Genomic DNA, 18,548 nt, shown 5'->3' on the forward strand with positions numbered 1-18,548 from the left:
TGTAGTATTAATTTTAAAAACAAAAAGTATGAAGAAATTATTGACATTAGCCGTTGCTGCTGCTCTAGTTGCAGCTTGCAACAACACAGGAAAAACAGCATCTACAGGTGCAGGTGTAGACTCTTTGGCTCAAGATTCAACTCTTGGAGATAGCGTTCGCTATGAAGGTGTAATCCCAGCAGCTGATGGTCCAGGTATAAAATACAACGTTGCAATCGCTTCTAACGATTCAACTGTAGGTTATAGCCTTACTCAAACATACCTAGAAGCAAAGGACGGACAATCTACTTTCGCTTCAACTGGTACTGTTGAAAACATCAAAAAAGACGTAGATGGTAAAGAAGTACAAGCTTATCGCCTTGTAGGTAAGACAAAAGAAGATGATACTTACCTTCTAATCGTTAACGATTCTACAGTTCGTGTTGTAAATGCTGACTTGAAATTAGAATCTCAAACACCAGAAAAATACGATCTTAAGCTTAAATAAGAATTTAATAATCTAGATTAATACTCAAAAAAATAGGTAGCGAGATAATATCTTTTAGATGTTTCTCCTACCTATTTCTTTTTATAGTTGATGGGTTGTTGAAGAACAACTCATTTTGTTTTATATTGCATTTTGAGTGTTGCCCTATGGTTTAAACATAATAAACCGACAAGAACTCATAGTCTTTTATAATCCTTTTGAGGAACTCTGTGGGCAATTGCTCAACCTTTTTAATATTCAACGCATCACGAACTTTGGTTGCAAGTATCACCACTTGCTCAGTATCTTTACCCTCATTCACTTTCAAAGCCTTCTTAATAATCTCTACTTGTTGCACAGATAAGTCTTCAGCTTGCTTGTAAAGTGGTTGATAATCGGGTGCTAAATGCCTATAATTATTCAGATTTAGCGTTAGAGATCTTTTGCGTTTCACTCGCACCACCATTGTGCCTGCGGCTAAATCGCCTAATCGTTGATGTCGTTTTGTGATAAGCATAAACCACGCACCGAGATAAAAAAAGCCATAAGTCTCTACAGGAAGCAACATACCTCTCATTAAATAGTTACCCATTGAGGCAGGAGTTCCATCTGCTTTCATCACCTTTATGCCCATAATAAACTTGCCAATGGTTTGCCCACCCGTTACTGTTTCTGATACAATAAAGTAAGTTAGAATGGGTAACAAAAGGAAAAAGAACCCCAAAAGCAATCCCATTTGGGTAGTAAAATGCATTCCACGGTCTAAATAATCATACAGTCTTATCATAAAAAAGCCATAGAAAAAGATGATTATCACATCAATTATATGAGCAAAGAAACGTGGTCCAACTCCAACCGTGTCGTGTTTAATTCGCACAAACTGGTTAGTTATAATATCATTCTTATCGTACATTTAGTAATTATTTTTCTTCTTAATTCGTTTTGCTTTTAGCATTACAATGCGAGTTGTTTCTTTTTCAATCTAAACAGCTCCACTTCGCAAAGATAGTAACTATTAATCAATTACACAACAATAGAAGAATTTTAAAACAACATCATAACCATAAAAAATAAAAAGCATTGTTTTTGGTATCTAAAAGCAGTGCTATTACGCCCTAAAAGCATTGCTTTTTGCAAGCAATTTCATAGCTTTTACAAGCGCATCAATAACCCATTGATACACAAAGGCATAAAACAGAAAATTTAAAAGATGTTTTTTACTTGTAAGAACGGCAAAAAAAACTTATATTTGCGTGTGTTTTAACGATCTAAATACAAATAAACTCGTTAGTTATTTTGAAAGAAATAGTATTTATAAAGCAAAATCTTGCTAAGTGGAAGAATGTAGAACAGCGATTAGATAATATACAAGCAGAAAGTCCAGAGAGCCTTTCTAACCTTTATTTTGATATCACCTCTGATCTTTCTTTTGCTCAAACCAATTATCCTTCATCGCCAATTACCAATTATCTCAACGATATTGCCCTCACACTACATATTAATATATATAGTAGTAAGCAAGAATCGTGGCGCAGGCTCATCACTTTTTGGACGCAAGAGGTACCCGACACGGTGTATAAAACAAGATATTATCACCTGCTTTCGCTCATTATATTAGCAGTTAGCATGCTTATTGGCATCGTTTCAACCATCGGAGACCCCGATTTTCCAAACACAATATTAGGTCCTTCCTATATTAGTATGACCTTAGATAATATCGATGCTGGCAATCCTATGGCGGTTTATGCTTCCGAAGGGGAGTTTCTTAGCTTCTTTTATATCACCTTAAACAACCTTTGGGTAGATATTCGAACATTCGCTTCGGGTCTTATCACTTGCTATGGAACCATCACTTCGCTATTATATAATGGTATAATGGTGGGTTGTTTCGAAACGTTCTTATATCAACAGGGGGTATTTAAAGAATCGTTCTTTACGGTATTTGTTCACGGAACGCTTGAAATTGCAACGATGGTGATTAGTGGTGCGGCAGGACTTGCATTGGGTTTGGGTTGGATTGTGCCTGGAACTTATTCAAGAAAGATTGCCTTTAAACGCAGTGCTATGCAGGGTTTGCGCATCTTTGTGGGTGTTGTTCCCATCACAATTACAGCTGGTTTTATCGAAGGATACATCACTCGACACACCGAGTGGCCTTTCTTTGTAAGAGGACTCATCATCTTCTTGTCGCTATGCTTTATTCTTTTCTATTATATTTACTTACCTTACAAACGCAATGTATATGACAAGAGACAGAAAAAAGATTGAGTTATACGAAGAAAGAAGCTTTAACGAAAACATCAATACGCTGTTTTCGTTTGCTAAACAAAATAAACGTGTTCTGTTTAAGCTCTTTGCTATCATTGCATTGATAACGGCTTTCATCAATATTCCTATCGATTTTGCTATCCAAAATTACTTTAGTTTTGGCTCTAAATTTGACACAAACGATATTATAAGCACCACTATGTTGCTCAGATTTCTATGTGTCTCGATAGTAGAAGTATTGTTTGCCATTTTATTTATGAGTATTGTTTTTGCATTCGAGAAGGTATATTTCGATAGAACAACTGATATAACCAATATCAAAATTAAAGACATTATAGGTCATATACCTGGTATTGCAAAGCGTTTAGTGGTGTTTGCCATCATACCTATTACGCTTATATGCGCATTATACTTACCAAGTGTAGGAATAACGACTACTTCTTTCGACTTTTTTGCTAAGGCACTTCTCATTGGGGGCTTTGTATTTTTCACCTTTTTAATACTCTCTCCCGCTATAGTTTTATTGACTCCATACTATGCTTTAGAAGATATTAGCTTGTCGAAAGCCATCTCTAAAAGCATAAAATTGGGCTTTTATAATTGGTTAAGCATTATAGGTTTCGTGTTTACAATAGGACTTATCTTCTTTCTTATTCGCCTATTGTCAAGCATTCCTACCTATATTCTCATCGCTATGCAGATATTTACGGGTGTGGATTCATCGTCACTTTATAGTTATACACAGTCATCTAACTATAATGCGATAAATATTATAACTCTAATTGTGTCGCACCTGGGATATATATTGTGGGTTATTTTCTTCACAATAGGCACCACTTTGGTGTATGGATCAACGATGGAAAAGACGGAATACAAGAGTATTGACAGCTCAATCGACTATTTTGAGCAACTAAATAACGACATCACAGACCAAAAATTGGACGAGATTAACGATATAGACATTAGTTCTGAAGATTAGAAAGTAATTAAAATGAATTATAATCCCATAGATACTCTAAGGATAGATACGGCTATTATTCAGCAATTTAATGATGATAAAGCCTTTCATTACACTGCTGAAAAAGCACGAGAAACCACCTCTTTCGAGATACTTTTTGACAACTTAGGTGATATTCTCGGGAAGTTTTTCGATGCATTAATACCTGGTGAAGAGATAAGAGACTTTGTTTTATATACCTTTGGCTTCGTTTTTATAGTCATAGTATGCTTTGCTATCTACCGAAAATTCCCTCATCTCTTTTCATTTAACAAGAAAGTGCAAATCGATGACGCCCTAAAAGAAGAGAATATTCAAACAACTGATTTTGAAAAAGAAATTAGCTTGGCTCGCCAAAACAATGATCTCAATCGTTTAACACTGCTCATCTATTTGCAAACTCTGTATCTATTGAGCAAGGAAGAGCGCATTCTTTGGTTGCCAAACAAAACAGTTAAGCAGTATACTTACGAGGTTAAGATGAGTGAATTCAATTATATGACATCGCAATTTATGAAGATTCGCTATGGAAAATATAATGCAGACGAATCTACTTGCAGTGAGATGGAAAGATATCAATCTATTATTTTGAAAGGAAAAGCAAAATGAAAGGACGCACAATTCTTATTATCACCATCGCTGTCATAGTTATTTTAACAGCATTTGCCATTCTTATTCAACCCGTAAGACACGATTGGTATCCCTCATATTCATATAATGACAAAGAACCTTTGGGGTGTTTTGCATTCGATAGCATTATGAAATCAACCCTAAAAAAGGGCTATTCGGTGCAGAATATAACCTTTAGTGAATTGAAAACATCGAAAGCATATCAGAAAAATAATATACTTTATGCCGATGGAGACTTTTATGTTTCAGACATAGAAGCCGACGCTTTCTTTGATATTGTAAGGAAAGGAGCTCACATTATGGTTGCAGGTAACTACTTTAGGATATACTCTGAGAAGGATTCTGTATTGATAGACACATACCAATTAGATGATTATGTAGACCTAGAGTATGTCATTGGCAGTGATGATCCAAACAATTTCATACCTGCAACATGGCTAAATACAAATAAAGGATATAGCAAAGAGGTCTTTGATTTATACAGTCCAGTAGCCGCAAACACGCTAATTGTAGACTCAACTCAAGCTATTCCACTTGCAGAAATAACGGTAGTAAACGATAGTAGCGTTGAAACTCAAGAGCTAATAGCCGCTACTATTCCTTTAGGAAAGGGTAAAATCACCTTCGTTAGCACCCCTATCGTATTCACAAATGTGGGCGTTCTCGACCCTCATACCAATGTTTATCTACACCGTTTGATGGCACAAATAAGCGATAAACCTATCATTCGTATCGACAGAACCATGGCAGCTAGAGAGACAACAGAGCCTTCTATTCTTAGTTATATTACGGGAAAGCCTGGTCTTAAAACTGCTTTTGCATTGCTAGTCATCACGGGTTTGGTGCTTTTACTGATGCTTGCACGCCGCAAACAGCACATCATTCCAATCATAAGAGAGCCACGAAACGCTTCAATTATGTTTGCAAAGCAACTCGGAAACCTATATAAACGAGACAAATCAACAAATGAAGTCGTCTTAAAACGATATCAAGCGTTTATCGAAGATGTGTATAAAGCCACCTTTATTCATCTTGAAGACACCGAAGATGATAGCAAAAACTTTGCTGCTTTAGCGTCAAGAACAGGCTTAGAGCTATCGTTTATTGAGAAAACAATAAAGGAATTGCGTTTCGTTTCGCTGCTTTCATATAACATTTCCGAAACAGATATGATCAAACATCTCAAGAATATCAATAAAATAACAAATAAATTATCATTATAAATATGAGTGAAATAGTAAGAGAAAGATTAGACCTTACGGGCTTTTCAAATAAGATTGCAGAACTAAAAAGTGCAATTTCTAAAACGATTGTAGGCCAAGAGCAAGTTGTTGACTTATTACTTGCATCTTTAGTGTGCGACGGACACGTTCTAATTGAAGGTGTTCCAGGAGTTGCTAAAACCCTTCTTGCAAAACTAATGGCACGCCTTGTTGATGCAAAGTTTAGCAGAATACAGTTCACACCCGACCTTATGCCAAGTGATGTGTTAGGTACTACGGTGTTTAACATGCAGACTTCAACTTTCGATTTCCATAAAGGTCCTGCCTTTGCAAACATCATTTTGGCCGATGAAATAAACAGAGCACCAGCTAAAACACAAGCAGCTTTGTTCGAAGTGATGGAAGAACGCCAGGCAACTATCGACGGACAATCTTACAAGATGGACGAGATTTATAGCATTTTTGCCACTCAAAACCCTGTAGAACAAGAGGGAACATACAAGCTTCCTGAAGCTCAATTAGACCGTTTCCTTGTGAAAATACAGATGAACTACCCCAACATTGAGGAGGAAGTTGAAATTCTTATAAGACATAATGAAAAGACTAACATCACAAAGGTTCAAGATATTCAACCCATCATCACTCCAAAAGAGTTGCTCGAACTTCGTTCTTTGCTTCAAAAGGTGTATATCGAACCAAGTCTTTTAAGATATATTGCTGCCATTGTGCAACAAACTCGCAACAGCAAAGCCATCTATTTAGGTGCATCTCCACGTGCTTCTGTGGGCATTATGCAACTCTCTAAGGCCATAGCAATATTGGAAGGAAGAGATTATATCACTCCAGATGACATCAAATATTGCGCACCTTACGTACTTGCTCACCGTATCTTGCTCACCGCAGAGGCAGAAATGGAAGGCTACACCAGCACCAAAATCATTCAACGACTTGTTGAAAAGATCGAAGTGCCTAAGTAATTGATTCTTAAAAGAATATCTCTTTCAAAATAAAAACATTGCTTTTCATTCACAAAAGCAGTGCTTTTACGACGCAAAAAGATAGCTATTGCAATGCAAAAGAATAGCTTTTAAGATTCAAAAGAATATGTAATTAAAATGCTCTGCATTCTAATCTGATTTAACAGACGATAAAAATAGAATCTATAATGTTTCTAACACTCCGCTTTTACATAGCAATGGGAATCATCATTGTGATGTTTTCTCTCAGTTACTCACTGCCATGGTTATTCAAAATATCATGGTTCACGCTGCTTGCGCTAATTGGTTTCATACTAATCGATTTCGTTTCACTCTACTATAAGAAAGCAATTAAGGCACAGCGAAAGTGTAACAACCGATTTTCGAATGGAGATGAGAATAAAGTTGTTATCGAAATAGAGAACAAATACATCTTTCCCGTTAGCATAGAGGTGATCGATGAAATACCAGTTGTATTTCAACGACGAGACGTTTTGTTTAAAATTAAGATTAAAAAGGCAGAAACCAAAGATCTTGTTTATCACCTAAAGCCCTTCAAAAGAGGTGCTTATCAGTTTGATGTGATACACGCTTACACTTCAAGTCCAATAGGATTAATTCAAAGAGGTTACCACTTTAAGCAGATTGAAACCGTAAAAGTGTATCCATCTTATAAGCAATTGCATCAATATGAGCTGATGGCTATCAACAATAAGATAACAGATCAAGGCATAAAGCGTATTAGAAAGATTGGAAACAACACCGATTTCGAGCACATTAAAGAGTATGTTAAGGGCGACGAGTATCGCTCTATGAACTGGAAAGCATCGGCAAGACGTGGCCAACTGATGGTGAATGTCTATCAAGACGAGCGTTCTCAAAGCATATTTAATGTGATTGACAAAGGTAGAGTGATGCAACAAGCATTCGAAAAGATGACTCTTTTAGACTATGCTATTAACGCTTCACTGGTGCTTTCGTATATTGCTATGAACAAAGACGATAAAGTTGGACTCATAACTTTCGACAAAGAGGTGAACACTTTCTTACCTGCTACCAAGAAAAAGACGCAGATGCAAGAAATACAAGAACGTCTTTACAACGAAAAAAACACCTTTGGTGAGAGCGACTTCTCGAATCTTTGTATTGGAGTTAACCGACTTGTGAACAAAAGAAGCTTGTTTATTCTCTACACAAACTTCATCAATCTATCGTCGTTACAACGCCAATTACCTTATATTATACAGCTTGCTCAACACCATCGAGTGCTTGTTGTGTTCTTTGAAGATAACGAAATGATAGACCAATCCAAAGAAACTCCAACCGACGTGCAAGGATATTACACTCAAGCAATGCTGTATAAGGGTATTCAAGAGAAGCATTCTTTAGTTACACACCTAAAGAATCACGGTGTACTTACATTGCTCACCTCTCCTGATAAGCTAACAGCTGATGTCATAAACAAATATCTTGACATCAAACAAAGAAACATGTTAACATAATATTGTTTTGCTTTCGGCAAACAACGGCTTTGCAATAAGAATGTAATTACAAATTCATTAAATGTAAAAAAAAAGTCGTAAGTTTGCATAAAACAAACATTTTAACGATAATATGAATAAGAAACAACTATTTTTAGGTATCCTTATGACCGTTACCACAGCAGCTAATGCACAGCAAAAGAATGGCGGAATTAGCGCAGATATGCTGCAACAAATAAGCAAAGGCAGCGTTTCTGCCAACCAAAACAAGGCTTTATACAATGCACTTACAGCTAATTCTATCGATAATCTCGCTAAGAATCACGCCAATTCGGGTAAGGTTGACACCTATTTTAGTGTAGAAACACCCAAACAAAACATTCATAATCAAAAGAGTAGTGGTAGATGTTGGATGTTTACAGGATTGAATGTGCTAAGAGCTAACTTTGCAAAAGCACACAACGACACCCTTTCTGTAGAATATTCTCATAGCTATCTCTTCTTTTATGACCAGTTAGAGAAGGCTAATCTCATGCTTCAAGGAGCAATTAACACAGCAAATAAGCCTTTAGATCATAACGATGTTACTTTCTTTTTCAAACATCCTATCAACGATGGAGGTACCTTTTGCGGTGTTGCAGACCTCGTTGAGAAGTATGGGTTGGTGCCTATGAGCGTGGTTCCAGAGACTTATTCGTCTGAAAACACAAGCAGAATGGCTCGTATTATCTCTTCTAAATTGCGTGAATATGGCTTAGAACTACGCCAAATGGTAGCTAACAAGAAGAAAGATAGCGACATTCAAAAGCGTAAAACCGAAATGCTTAGCAAGATATATTATATCTTAAGCATGACACTTGGTGAGCCAATTAAAGAGTTTAACTATGCATTCACCAACAAAGAAGGCAAAACTGTAACTCCAACTAAAAAGTATACACCACAAAGTTTCTATCAAGAAACAGTTGGAAAACAGCTTAATGGCTCATTTATCATGGTGATGAACGACCCAAGACACCCTTATTATAAGACTTATGAGATTGACTTAGATCGCCATACATACGATGGTCATAACTGGAAATACCTCAACTTGCCAATGGAAGACATTGCTAATTTGGCAATTGCATCATTAAAAGACGGCAGAAAAATGTACTCAAGCTATGACGTTGGCAAGCAAATGGACAAAGAAAGAGGCTTCTTAGACCCTAAAAACTACGACTATGCCACTTTGTTCGACACATCATTTAAGATGAATAAAGCAGAAAGAATCGCTACATTTGATAGCGGAAGCACACACGCTATGACGCTAACTGCAGTGGATTTAGATGCTAACGGAAAGCCAACAAAATGGAAAGTTGAAAACAGTTGGGGAACAGATAACGCACAAAAAGGTTACTTAATTATGACAAATGATTGGTTTAACGAATATATGTTCCGCCTTGTTGTAGACAAAAAGTATGTTCCTGAGAACCTACTTAAGATGGAAGCACAAAAACCTATCATGCTTACATACGACGATCCTTTGTTTTCTATAGACGATTAATTTTATATTTTGATCATAAACAAAAAGTAATTTTGTTCTCAAAACAATGTATTCGAAATTGGGGCAGACTCTTTTTAGAGTCTGCCTTTTTTGTTTTTGTATAACAAACTCATCGCCTTCATTATCAATAGCCTCCACCACTCTATTCTAAAAGCATTGCTATTGCACAATAAAAGCAATGTTTTTACACTTCAATATCAATGCAATTGCATCATAAAAGCAGTGCAATTGCAAGCTTTAAAAACGTCTTTTAAAATATTAAGATAAAAATATCGCTCTCAAAAACCCCTCTAACTACACAATTATTTATATCTTTGTAATGGATAACTTATATTGGTTTCCTTTGTACCATCATTGAAAGTGAGATGAATTCGAGGTACAAGATGTTTTTGTATTATAATGTTTTAGACAATGAAAAGAAAGTATTTTAGTTTAATTTTAGGCGCAAGTTTCGCCCTATTCTCACTCACTTTGATGAGTGCATCAACCGAAGATCAGGTTATAACACAAGAAAATGGAGTGACTATCGTTAACACTACCAGTTTAACAAAAGACGTAAAAGGATTTAAAGGTGCAACACCTGTAAAGATTTTCATCAAGAAAAACAAAGTAATAAAGGTAGAAGCCCTTCCCAATAGAGAAACTCCTAAGTTCTTTGCACGCTTAAAAGATCTCTTAACTTCATGGGACGGAAAGACCGTAAGCAAAGCAAGTAAGACTGAACCTGACGCTGTTAGCGGTGCAACTTACTCGTCAAACGCAGTTATAAAGAACGTCCAAGCAGGCTTAAAGTATTACCAAGATAATAAATAATTCACCCTTTAAAATCTTCTTCAATGCTATTATTTCGTTCCATCTCTACTCTTTCGCTCCTCACTTATTGCGCAATAGCTTTGGGTAATGGGGTTTATAGTTCGGTAGAAGCTACCGATTCTACAAAACACAAACGCAAAAAAGTAGTGAAGAAGACGACTTATAGCACTAAGAAGCTGAAGAGTGAGAGCTTCGATAAACGCTTTATTGCCGCCCCATTAGATATTCTTCGTGGTAAAGTGGCAGGTGTAAACATTGCCCATAGCGGTGCCGAACGCCTCGCAATGCTCAACAGTGTGCGTGTTAGAGGAACCACTTCGGTAACTGCAGGCAATGACCCTTTGGTGATTATCGATGGTGTTTCGAGCGATCTTTCGTCTCTTTCAACCATCTACCCCGCAGATATTGCCTCGTTCACTATATTGAAAAACGCCTCAGAAACAGCCATTTATGGTTCAAGAGGTGCATCGGGGGTGATCTTAGTAACAACCAAAAAGGGTGCAGCAGGAAAGTTTAAGATTTCATACGACACCAATATTGGCGTTGAACACACCACTTCTGAGATCGAAGTTTTAAACGGATCACAATATATTTCCACTGCCAAAGCACTCAACCAGTTTGCCATTGACGGCGGATATAACACCAACTTTCAAAAAGAAATTACTCGAGTTGGATTCATACAGAACCACCATCTTGCCTTTAGTGGTGGTGTTGATGAATCGAACTATCGTGCTTCTGTGAGCTATTCGGGGCACGAAATGGTTGTAAAGAACAACAACTATAACAATTTTACAGCCAAATTCGACCTCAATCAAAAAGCATTCGACAACGTATTAACCGTTAATTTAGGCATATTTGGCTCGTCTACATCTGTCAAAAACCTTGCAGACATACGCAAACTCATTTATTCTTCGATAGCACAAAACCCCACTTATCCTGCGCATCGCAATGCTTCTGGGAACTGGGATCTTAACTCTGGGGCCTCACAAATACCTCCTCCACTTGCTTATAACAGCGTTCAAGACCACGAAAATGGTGTTAGTGTCATCACACATATCAACTTTGACGTGGCAGTTGCACAACCTTTGCATCTAAAACTATTCAGTTCCTATGCCTTTAACAGCTTAGAACACAATCAATATTTCCCAGTTGCAACCGAAGCACAAGGCAAAGCTTATCGACAAGAACGCAAAACAGAAGACTGGCTGATTAATTTTGCAGCGCAATTCCATCAAAAATGGGGTGCACATGTGTTGGATTTAGAGGCTCAAACCGAATATCAAAAGAGCACAAGAACGGCTTTTAACACCACGGTAAAGGGCTTTATGAATGACGAATGGGGCTATAATAACCTCGGAGCAGGCTCTATTCACCCTCAAGAAGGCACATTTAGCAGTTATGCAAGTCCGTCTTTACTATCATTTTTGGTTACTTCTAAATATAAACTGCTCAACACCTACACTTTAAGTGCAACCCTTAGAGCAGATGGTTCGTCGCTTGTTGCACCCAAAAACCGCTGGGGTTTCTTCCCTTCTGTTGCACTCGAATGGGATATAAAGAGAGAACCTTGGTTAAGATACAATCGTGTTATCAACGCATTAACACTCAAAACGAGTTATGGTATGAGTGGTAACTTAGGCGGAATACAATCGTATAACGCTCAATTTGCGCAGCTTCCTGCTGGAGTTGTGCCCTATTTGGGAGTTCCAACCATTACTCTTGGACACTTAAAGAATATCAATCCCGACTTAAAATGGGAAAATAAAAACTCGTTTAACATTGGAGTTGAAACAGCATTGTGGCAGAATAGGCTCGTATTCACAGCCGAATACTATTATTCTAAGACCCGAAACATGCTTTATAACTATCGAGTTAGCGTGCCACCATTCGTTTATAACACGCTATTAGCAAACATTGGCAGCATGAGTAACAGCGGTTTTGAGTTGGGAATGGGCTTCACTCCTATTGCAACCAAAGACCTATCGCTCAACATTAACTTGAATGTTGCCTTCCAAAAGAATAAACTTTTGTCGCTAAGTGGTACCTATAGAGGTGAAAATTTATCATCTCCTAACATCACTCCGATAGCTTCTTTAGATGGAGCAGGGTTCCATGGAGGTCAGAATAACATTGTATATCAAATCGTAGGACAGCCTCTTGGCGTGTTTTATCTACCTCATTCAAAGGGATTAGCAACCAATCAAGATGGCTCAAAGCGATATAATATTGTCGACTTAGATAACAATAACGAGATAAATATTGAAGATGGAGGCGACAGATACATTGCAGGTCAAGCCATTCCCAAAGCAACTTTGGGCTCAAACATCAGTATTCGTTACAAGAACTGGGACGCATCGCTCCAAATGAATGGTGCTTTTGGTCATAAAATCTACAACGCAACAGCTTTAAGTATGATGAATATGAGTAGCTTTCCTGATTATAATGTAATGAGAAAAGCACCCGAAATGAACCTAAAAGACCAAAGAGCCACCGACTATTGGCTTGAAAAAGGCGACTATCTCAACTTCGATTATCTTACATTGGGCTATAATTTCGATATAAAAAGTAAGTTTATTAGCGCACTTCGACTATCACTTAGCGTGAATAACTTAGCCACCATAACCAGTTATAGTGGTGTTTCGCCAATGATAAATAGCTTCATTGTGGGCAAAACACTTGGCATTGAAGATAAAAATACTTATCCAACCTACCGCAGTTACTCAATAAGTGTGGGTATTCAGTTCTAACTTTTAAACAAAACCGATAATGATCATAAAGAAGAAAAAAGCCCTTTGGGCATCTATTGGCGCAACTGCTGCAATGTCGTTGTTATTGAGTTCTTGTTTATCAGAACCCATGAAAGACCGCATTTCACCCGAAGATAGCTATAACAACCCCACCCGTTTGTATCTCAACACTGTGGGAACACTCTATAATTACATTGGCGGAAACGAAGATAGCAACGGACTTCAGGGCACCTATAGAGGTGTTTACGATTATAATACCTTTACATGTGACGAAGCAATTATACCTATTCGAGGCGGAGATTGGTATGATGGAGGCTTTTGGGAGCGTCTTTTTACACAACAATGGACCGAAAAAGATAGCGAACTTTATGCCACTTGGTGTTATCTTTACAAAGTGGTTATGCTCTGCAATCAATCGTCTGAAGCTCTAAAAGCACATAAAGCAGTGCTCACCGACGAACAATATCAAAGCTATAACGCTGAAATTAGAGCGTTAAGAGCGATGTATTATTTCTATCTTTTGGATATGTTTGGCAACATTCCTTTAGTTACTTCTACCTCATTAAAGGTGAGTGAGGTGACCAAAACACCCCGAAATGAAGTATTTTCGTTTGTATTTAAAGAGCTACAAGAGGCAAGTAAGCATCTTGCTAACGAACATTCGAACTACGAAGGTGCCTATTATGGTAGAATAACCAAACCTGTTGCGTATTTCTTATTAGCTAAATTGGCTCTAAATGCAGAGGTTTATACTTGCAATAAGCCTGGAACGGAGACCAGAAAGAATGGAGCTTCGATTTATTTTGATGTCGAAGGAAGTAAGAAGAACGCATGGGAAACCACCCAATATTATTGCAACGAGATCACCAAAGCAGGCTATTCGCTCGAAAACAGCTATGCTTCGAACTTTAAAGTGTATAACGAAACATCGAAAGAGAATATTTTTACCATTCCAATGGATAAGAATAAATATGCCAATCAGTTTCAATATTTATTCAGATCACGCAACTATAATCACGGAAGAGCATTAGGATTAGGCTCTGAGAATGGTGCTTCTGCCACTGTTTCTACTGTAAAAGCGTTTGGATATGGCACCACTTCGGTGGATCCACGCTACGAATTGAATTTCTATTCAGATACGGTTAAGGTGGATAATAAGATAGTTCGCAATGAAGATGGCACTCCTTTGGTTTATCTTCCACTTGCTGTTGAATTGAATTTAACCTACTCTCCCTATATAAAGAATGCGGGGGCGAGAATGAAGAAATATGAGATCGACCGCAAAGCCTATTCTGATGGCAAGCTACAAGACAACGATATCGTTCTATTTAGATATGCAGATGTGTTGTTGATGCTATGTGAAGCGAAGGTGAGAAATGGCGAGTCGGGTGATAATGAGCTGAACCTTGTGCGCCAAAGAGTGGGTGCTTCGAACAGAACTGCAACGCTCGAGAACATCTTAAACGAGCGACTTATGGAATTAATGTGGGAAGGTTGGCGTCGTTCTGACCTCATTCGATTCAACAAATTCAATAAAGATACAACAGGAAAGAGCGGAGATAAGACGCTATTCCCTATCCCTTACGAGGCGAAAGAGCTGAATCCTAACTTAAAATAAGACATAAAAAATGGTAGACTAAAGTGTCATTGCACTCGTCTACCATTCTTTGTATCATTTTATTCGATTTTAATCTACTTGTAATAGCATTGCTTTTACGCTATAATTACATTGCTTTTGAGGTGCAATTGCAATCCTTTTGCAAGGTAAAAGCATTGCTTTCAAATTTTAATACCATTGCACTGCATTGGTGTATCCACTTCGCTTGTCGTACTTCAAGGCGTCTGTTAGGGTTGAAGCGTTACATCTGAAGGTGAAATTATAGCTGGTGTAAGGTGCTAAAACCACAGAACAACTCATGTTGAAGCAGTGTAGGTCACGTTGAAGAGATGCTGTTGTCATACTCAAAGCGTGGTTTTCGAAATCGTAACCCGATGAGAAACTGATGTTCCAACCTTCGCTTAAGCGCAAACTTCCACTGACATTTAAAGTCTGAGAGAACTTATATGGATAGCGCATTGTTTTGGTATTGAAGCGACCTGAGGTGTTTTCACGCATTGTTATACCATAACCAAAGGTTAAAGACCATGGCATTGAGAATTTCATATATCCATCGTTGTCGGTCTCTGCCTTTGCATTTTGTTCCTCACCTCTCACCTTTCGCTGACCTTTTACTAAGTTCTCGTCAACATTACTCTCGATATCTGTGTCGATACCATCATCGTCTTGGTTCTTCTTCGAACGCTTTTTATCATCAGTATCACTACCACCTCCAAAGAGTCTCTTTATCTTTTCGGGGGTTAAAGTATAAGAGAAGTTTTGCGACATACCTTGAAATCTACCGAAACGGCCTTTTCCCCACTCTGTATGAGTGCCCACATAAGGATGTCCAGAGGCATCAAGTTCGTAAGCATAAGTAGCAAATACGGCATTCATATTAAAGGTATAGCCCTTCCACCACTTAAGTCTTATGTTCATACTAAGGTCACTCCAAGGTCTATCTTTTGCCGCCATGTTATACGACATACCTAATCCGAAGGCATCAATAATACTGATTTTCTTCACACCTGTTGTGTCTTTATCGCTCTTTACCTTCATTTCAATGTTGTTATCGAGGCTCATTGAAATGCTTCCAGTGCGTCCACGTCCAGGAACTCCATAGATATTATTCTGATATGGCGAATATTCTACCAAGCTAACATTACCTGCAGCGTCGGTCTTTTGATAGGTTTGATAATATCCATAGCGTGCAGTTCCAAAGTCAGGAGCATAGTTTAAGCTCACAGAAGGAGTAACAACGTGGCGAATAGCACGTATTTTGTCTCCAAAGATCTTTCTGTTGGGCACATAAAAACCATATAGTTTGGTAGACATACTTAGGCTCATGCTCCAGTTATACACGTTATGAAAGCCATAAGTGGTGTCTGCTACTTCTTTTTGTGTTACCGCATTCCAAGAGCGTGTGACCTTATTTGAATACATTCGGTCGACAAAGTTAAACGAAGGGTTAACGTTGATGAATTTAAACAAGGTGAAATTGGCATTGATAGGAATGCTATGTTGAATACCATTACGCCAGTCTTTGATCAAAGAAGAATGGAAAAGACGGTCTTCTTTCGTTGTAATAGAGTTCGACATCTGTCCTGTATAGCTCACAGCAATCTTCTCATACCAACGCTCTTTGCCTGCTGCATGCTTGCGTTTGAAGGGATAGAAACGACTGATACTTACGTTAAGGTCGGGCAAGGTTATTGCAATCGACGAGTCACGCATGTTCTGTGTCAAGTTCATTGTACTGCTTAAGGTCATTCCTATGCTTGAGAATGATGTGCCCCAGCTAACAGATGAGGTACGAGTACTTTGTGATAATGTTTGCGGATTATATAAACTATTGAGGTTATTTCTTTCATAACTTGATGAAGCAAAGTTGACACTTGCCGATAAGTTGCTGAAAGGATTAGCCTTACTGTCTTGTCTATGGCTCCATTGAACCTTGTAACTCTTTTGTCTTGTGTAGTCGGGTAGCCCCTTATCACCAGTCTTTGTGTCTTGATAAGCCACCAAAACACTTCCGCTATACTTATATCTTTTGCGGTAGTTACTTGCTGCAGAAAGTCCCCAAGAGCCCTTTGTATAAATCTCTCCCAATAGTTTTAAGTCCCATTTGTCGCTTGCTGCAAAATAATATCCACCATCTCTTAAATAGAATCCACGAGTACTTTCATCTCCATAAGTAGGCATGATGAAACCACTTGAATAGCTTTTGGTGAATGGAAAGAATCCATAAGGAATGGCAAGAGGCAACGGAACGTCGGCAACTACGAGATAAGCAGGTCCGAAAACAACATCTTTTCCTGTGCGAACCTTTGCTCTTGACAAGGCAATATAAAAGTCGGGGCAATCTTTATCACATGTTGTATAACGACCATGTTCAAGGTATATATCCCCTTTTCCATCACGTTTAGCAATCTTACTGCTTAAAAAACCTTCTTGTTGCTTTGTGTGTACGTTGGTGATAAGTCCCTTTTTAGATTTGAAATTAAATGCAATGGTGTCGTTATCGTAGGTGTCTGAGCCCATTTTAAAGATAGGAGTTCCCTTGAGTTTGGTGTTGGTTGTGTCGGCATACACACCAGTTGCATGCACCAAACTGCTGTCTAAGCTCATATTTATCTTTTCACTTGTGAGGTCCATCTTCTCATATTTCACCTGAGAAGAGCCATATAGATAGGCTTTTTTAGTGTAAGCATCGTAAACAAGCGAGTCGTTTGCCTGATAAGTGACAGGCGCATCAATTCCAGTAGCTTTCGTTTTATTAATCGAATCTAAGCGAATGGAATCGTCAATGTGCTTGTTGTATTGATAAATAGCTCGTTGCAAAGAATCTAAAGCCGTTGTATCTACAGGAGAAACAGGCGGAAGTGCAACCTTATTACTATCTTTTGACGATATAGTGTCTTGCTTTTTGTTTTGTCCTTTGCGCTTTTGCACAACAAAAGAGTTGCCTGCAAGCATGCAGGTAACAACCAACAAGAATATTAGGATTAAAAACTTTGACCTCATTATACCGCAAAATTACTTATTATATAGCACATATATCTTATATTTTTCATTTTTAACGTTCTACAAACGCTGTGCAACTGCATCTTTTGTTCATTATTCCTCTTTTGTAATCACTTATCAACTGCACTCACAAAAGAAGACAAGATATATTCTATTTGAACATTTCGTGCCACGAACAGAAGCGTTCTATGCCATCGTCTCCAAACTTTTTTAAGCTTCGAAGTGCCTCATCAAAGGTCTTTGTTTTATCTAATTTGGTTTTAGAAAAGAACTTATCGGCATAGCAAACGAGCTTTTCTTCGATGCTTTCTGGACAGAAATCAAGTAGTGGAAGGGGTAAGTTATTTTCTTGTATCTGCTCTTTTGTTATCCCTGCACCAGTATGTCGCTCACAAACTCGAGCGTGTTGAGGAAACGATTCTTTTCTTAATAGCTCTGCACCGATACGTCCATGCAAGATATAAGGATTGGAACCAAAACACTCTATACCACTGGCATCGCATTGAAAGATACCAATGTCGTGCAACATGGCAGCCTCTTCTACAAAAGAAGCATCGATATTGAGCTCGGGGTGTCGTGCAATTACGGCCAAAGCATAGTCGGCAACTGCTCTACTATGCACCATTAAGATATTCTTTAGCTTATTTTCAGTTGGGTAATATTTATCTATTATTCTTTGATAATCCATCTATCTGCGTTATATCTGTTTCTGAATTCTAATTCTTTACCATCATAAGAAAGAGGTGCCAATGGTCTTTCTTGCATCTTTCTACTTTATGCAAAGA

General features: G+C 38.0%; 14 protein-coding genes. 11 read left to right on the forward strand and 3 right to left on the reverse strand.

The window, feature by feature from the left end; translation table 11 throughout:
- Nucleotides 1–28: 28 nt before the first annotated feature.
- Entirely contained in the window at nt 29–487 is a 459-nt protein-coding gene (locus A3GM_RS0107295; RefSeq protein WP_018362734.1) for a copper resistance protein NlpE N-terminal domain-containing protein, read from the forward strand.
- 151 nt (nt 488–638) lie between these two features.
- Here the strand turns inward: A3GM_RS0107295 and A3GM_RS0107300 are convergent, their stop codons facing one another.
- Nucleotides 639–1,379: an RDD family protein gene (locus tag A3GM_RS0107300; protein WP_018362735.1), complete on the reverse strand. Its 741-nt coding sequence runs from the start codon at nt 1,377–1,379 to the stop codon at nt 639–641.
- A 383-nt stretch (nt 1,380–1,762) separates the two neighbouring features.
- Between A3GM_RS0107300 and A3GM_RS0107305 the strand changes: the two genes are divergently transcribed.
- The 10 genes from A3GM_RS0107305 to A3GM_RS0107350 all read left to right on the forward strand — a co-directional run bounded on the left by A3GM_RS0107305 (nt 1,763) and on the right by A3GM_RS0107350 (nt 14,760).
- Nucleotides 1,763–2,734, forward strand: coding sequence for a stage II sporulation protein M (locus A3GM_RS0107305; RefSeq protein ID WP_018362736.1), 972 nt, complete (start codon nt 1,763–1,765; stop codon nt 2,732–2,734).
- The gene (locus tag A3GM_RS0107310) at nt 2,709–3,713 is read left to right on the forward strand and encodes a hypothetical protein (protein WP_018362737.1); all 1,005 of its coding nucleotides are present in this window, start codon (nt 2,709–2,711) and stop codon (nt 3,711–3,713) included. Before A3GM_RS0107305 ends, A3GM_RS0107310 begins: the two co-directional genes overlap by 26 nt.
- A gap of 12 nt (nt 3,714–3,725) precedes the next feature.
- Entirely contained in the window at nt 3,726–4,340 is a 615-nt protein-coding gene (locus A3GM_RS0107315) for a hypothetical protein (RefSeq protein ID WP_018362738.1), read from the forward strand.
- Entirely contained in the window at nt 4,337–5,584 is a 1,248-nt protein-coding gene (locus A3GM_RS0107320) for a DUF4350 domain-containing protein (protein ID WP_018362739.1), read from the forward strand. Before A3GM_RS0107315 ends, A3GM_RS0107320 begins: the two co-directional genes overlap by 4 nt.
- 2 nt (nt 5,585–5,586) lie before the next feature.
- Complete coding sequence (locus tag A3GM_RS0107325) at nt 5,587–6,561, forward strand: AAA family ATPase (RefSeq protein ID WP_018362740.1); 975 nt, start codon at nt 5,587–5,589, stop codon at nt 6,559–6,561.
- A 188-nt stretch (nt 6,562–6,749) separates the two neighbouring features.
- On the forward strand, nt 6,750–8,063 hold the full coding sequence (locus tag A3GM_RS0107330) for a DUF58 domain-containing protein (protein ID WP_018362741.1): 1,314 nt from the start codon (nt 6,750–6,752) through the stop codon (nt 8,061–8,063).
- 112 nt (nt 8,064–8,175) lie between these two features.
- Entirely contained in the window at nt 8,176–9,582 is a 1,407-nt protein-coding gene (locus tag A3GM_RS0107335) for a C1 family peptidase (RefSeq protein WP_018362742.1), read from the forward strand.
- A 411-nt stretch (nt 9,583–9,993) separates the two neighbouring features.
- Entirely contained in the window at nt 9,994–10,395 is a 402-nt protein-coding gene (locus A3GM_RS0107340) for an FMN-binding protein (protein WP_018362743.1), read from the forward strand.
- A 23-nt stretch (nt 10,396–10,418) separates the two neighbouring features.
- Complete coding sequence (locus A3GM_RS0107345; protein WP_018362744.1) at nt 10,419–13,142, forward strand: SusC/RagA family TonB-linked outer membrane protein; 2,724 nt, start codon at nt 10,419–10,421, stop codon at nt 13,140–13,142.
- A 19-nt stretch (nt 13,143–13,161) separates the two neighbouring features.
- A complete protein-coding gene (locus A3GM_RS0107350; RefSeq protein WP_018362745.1) occupies nt 13,162–14,760 on the forward strand; it encodes a RagB/SusD family nutrient uptake outer membrane protein in 1,599 nt (532 codons plus the stop codon).
- A 168-nt stretch (nt 14,761–14,928) separates the two neighbouring features.
- Here A3GM_RS0107350 and A3GM_RS0107355 read toward each other — a convergent pair whose 3' ends face one another.
- Together A3GM_RS0107355 and A3GM_RS0107360 are read right to left on the reverse strand one after the other, a co-directional pair.
- Nucleotides 14,929–17,763 (reverse strand): putative LPS assembly protein LptD, encoded by a 2,835-nt coding sequence (locus tag A3GM_RS0107355; protein ID WP_026216150.1) that lies wholly within the window; start codon nt 17,761–17,763, stop codon nt 14,929–14,931.
- 151 nt (nt 17,764–17,914) lie between these two features.
- Nucleotides 17,915–18,451: an HDIG domain-containing metalloprotein gene (locus A3GM_RS0107360; RefSeq protein WP_018362747.1), complete on the reverse strand. Its 537-nt coding sequence runs from the start codon at nt 18,449–18,451 to the stop codon at nt 17,915–17,917.
- Nucleotides 18,452–18,548 lie beyond the last annotated feature (97 nt).

This window comes from Hoylesella nanceiensis DSM 19126 = JCM 15639, assembly GCF_000379965.1.
In the GTDB taxonomy this organism is placed as follows: domain Bacteria; phylum Bacteroidota; class Bacteroidia; order Bacteroidales; family Bacteroidaceae; genus Prevotella; species Prevotella nanceiensis.

Coding starts and splice junctions, on each gene's coding strand:
- A3GM_RS0107295 (WP_018362734.1), top strand. CDS start 29: ATGAAGAAATTATTGACATTAGCCGTTGCTGCTGCTCTAGTTGCAGCT.
- A3GM_RS0107300 (WP_018362735.1), bottom strand. CDS start 1,379: ATGTACGATAAGAATGATATTATAACTAACCAGTTTGTGCGAATTAAA.
- A3GM_RS0107310 (WP_018362737.1), top strand. CDS start 2,709: ATGACAAGAGACAGAAAAAAGATTGAGTTATACGAAGAAAGAAGCTTT.
- A3GM_RS0107315 (WP_018362738.1), top strand. CDS start 3,726: ATGAATTATAATCCCATAGATACTCTAAGGATAGATACGGCTATTATT.
- A3GM_RS0107320 (WP_018362739.1), top strand. CDS start 4,337: ATGAAAGGACGCACAATTCTTATTATCACCATCGCTGTCATAGTTATT.
- A3GM_RS0107325 (WP_018362740.1), top strand. CDS start 5,587: ATGAGTGAAATAGTAAGAGAAAGATTAGACCTTACGGGCTTTTCAAAT.
- A3GM_RS0107330 (WP_018362741.1), top strand. CDS start 6,750: ATGTTTCTAACACTCCGCTTTTACATAGCAATGGGAATCATCATTGTG.
- A3GM_RS0107335 (WP_018362742.1), top strand. CDS start 8,176: ATGAATAAGAAACAACTATTTTTAGGTATCCTTATGACCGTTACCACA.
- A3GM_RS0107340 (WP_018362743.1), top strand. CDS start 9,994: ATGAAAAGAAAGTATTTTAGTTTAATTTTAGGCGCAAGTTTCGCCCTA.
- A3GM_RS0107345 (WP_018362744.1), top strand. CDS start 10,419: ATGCTATTATTTCGTTCCATCTCTACTCTTTCGCTCCTCACTTATTGC.
- A3GM_RS0107350 (WP_018362745.1), top strand. CDS start 13,162: ATGATCATAAAGAAGAAAAAAGCCCTTTGGGCATCTATTGGCGCAACT.
- A3GM_RS0107355 (WP_026216150.1), bottom strand. CDS start 17,763: ATGAGGTCAAAGTTTTTAATCCTAATATTCTTGTTGGTTGTTACCTGC.
- A3GM_RS0107360 (WP_018362747.1), bottom strand. CDS start 18,451: ATGGATTATCAAAGAATAATAGATAAATATTACCCAACTGAAAATAAG.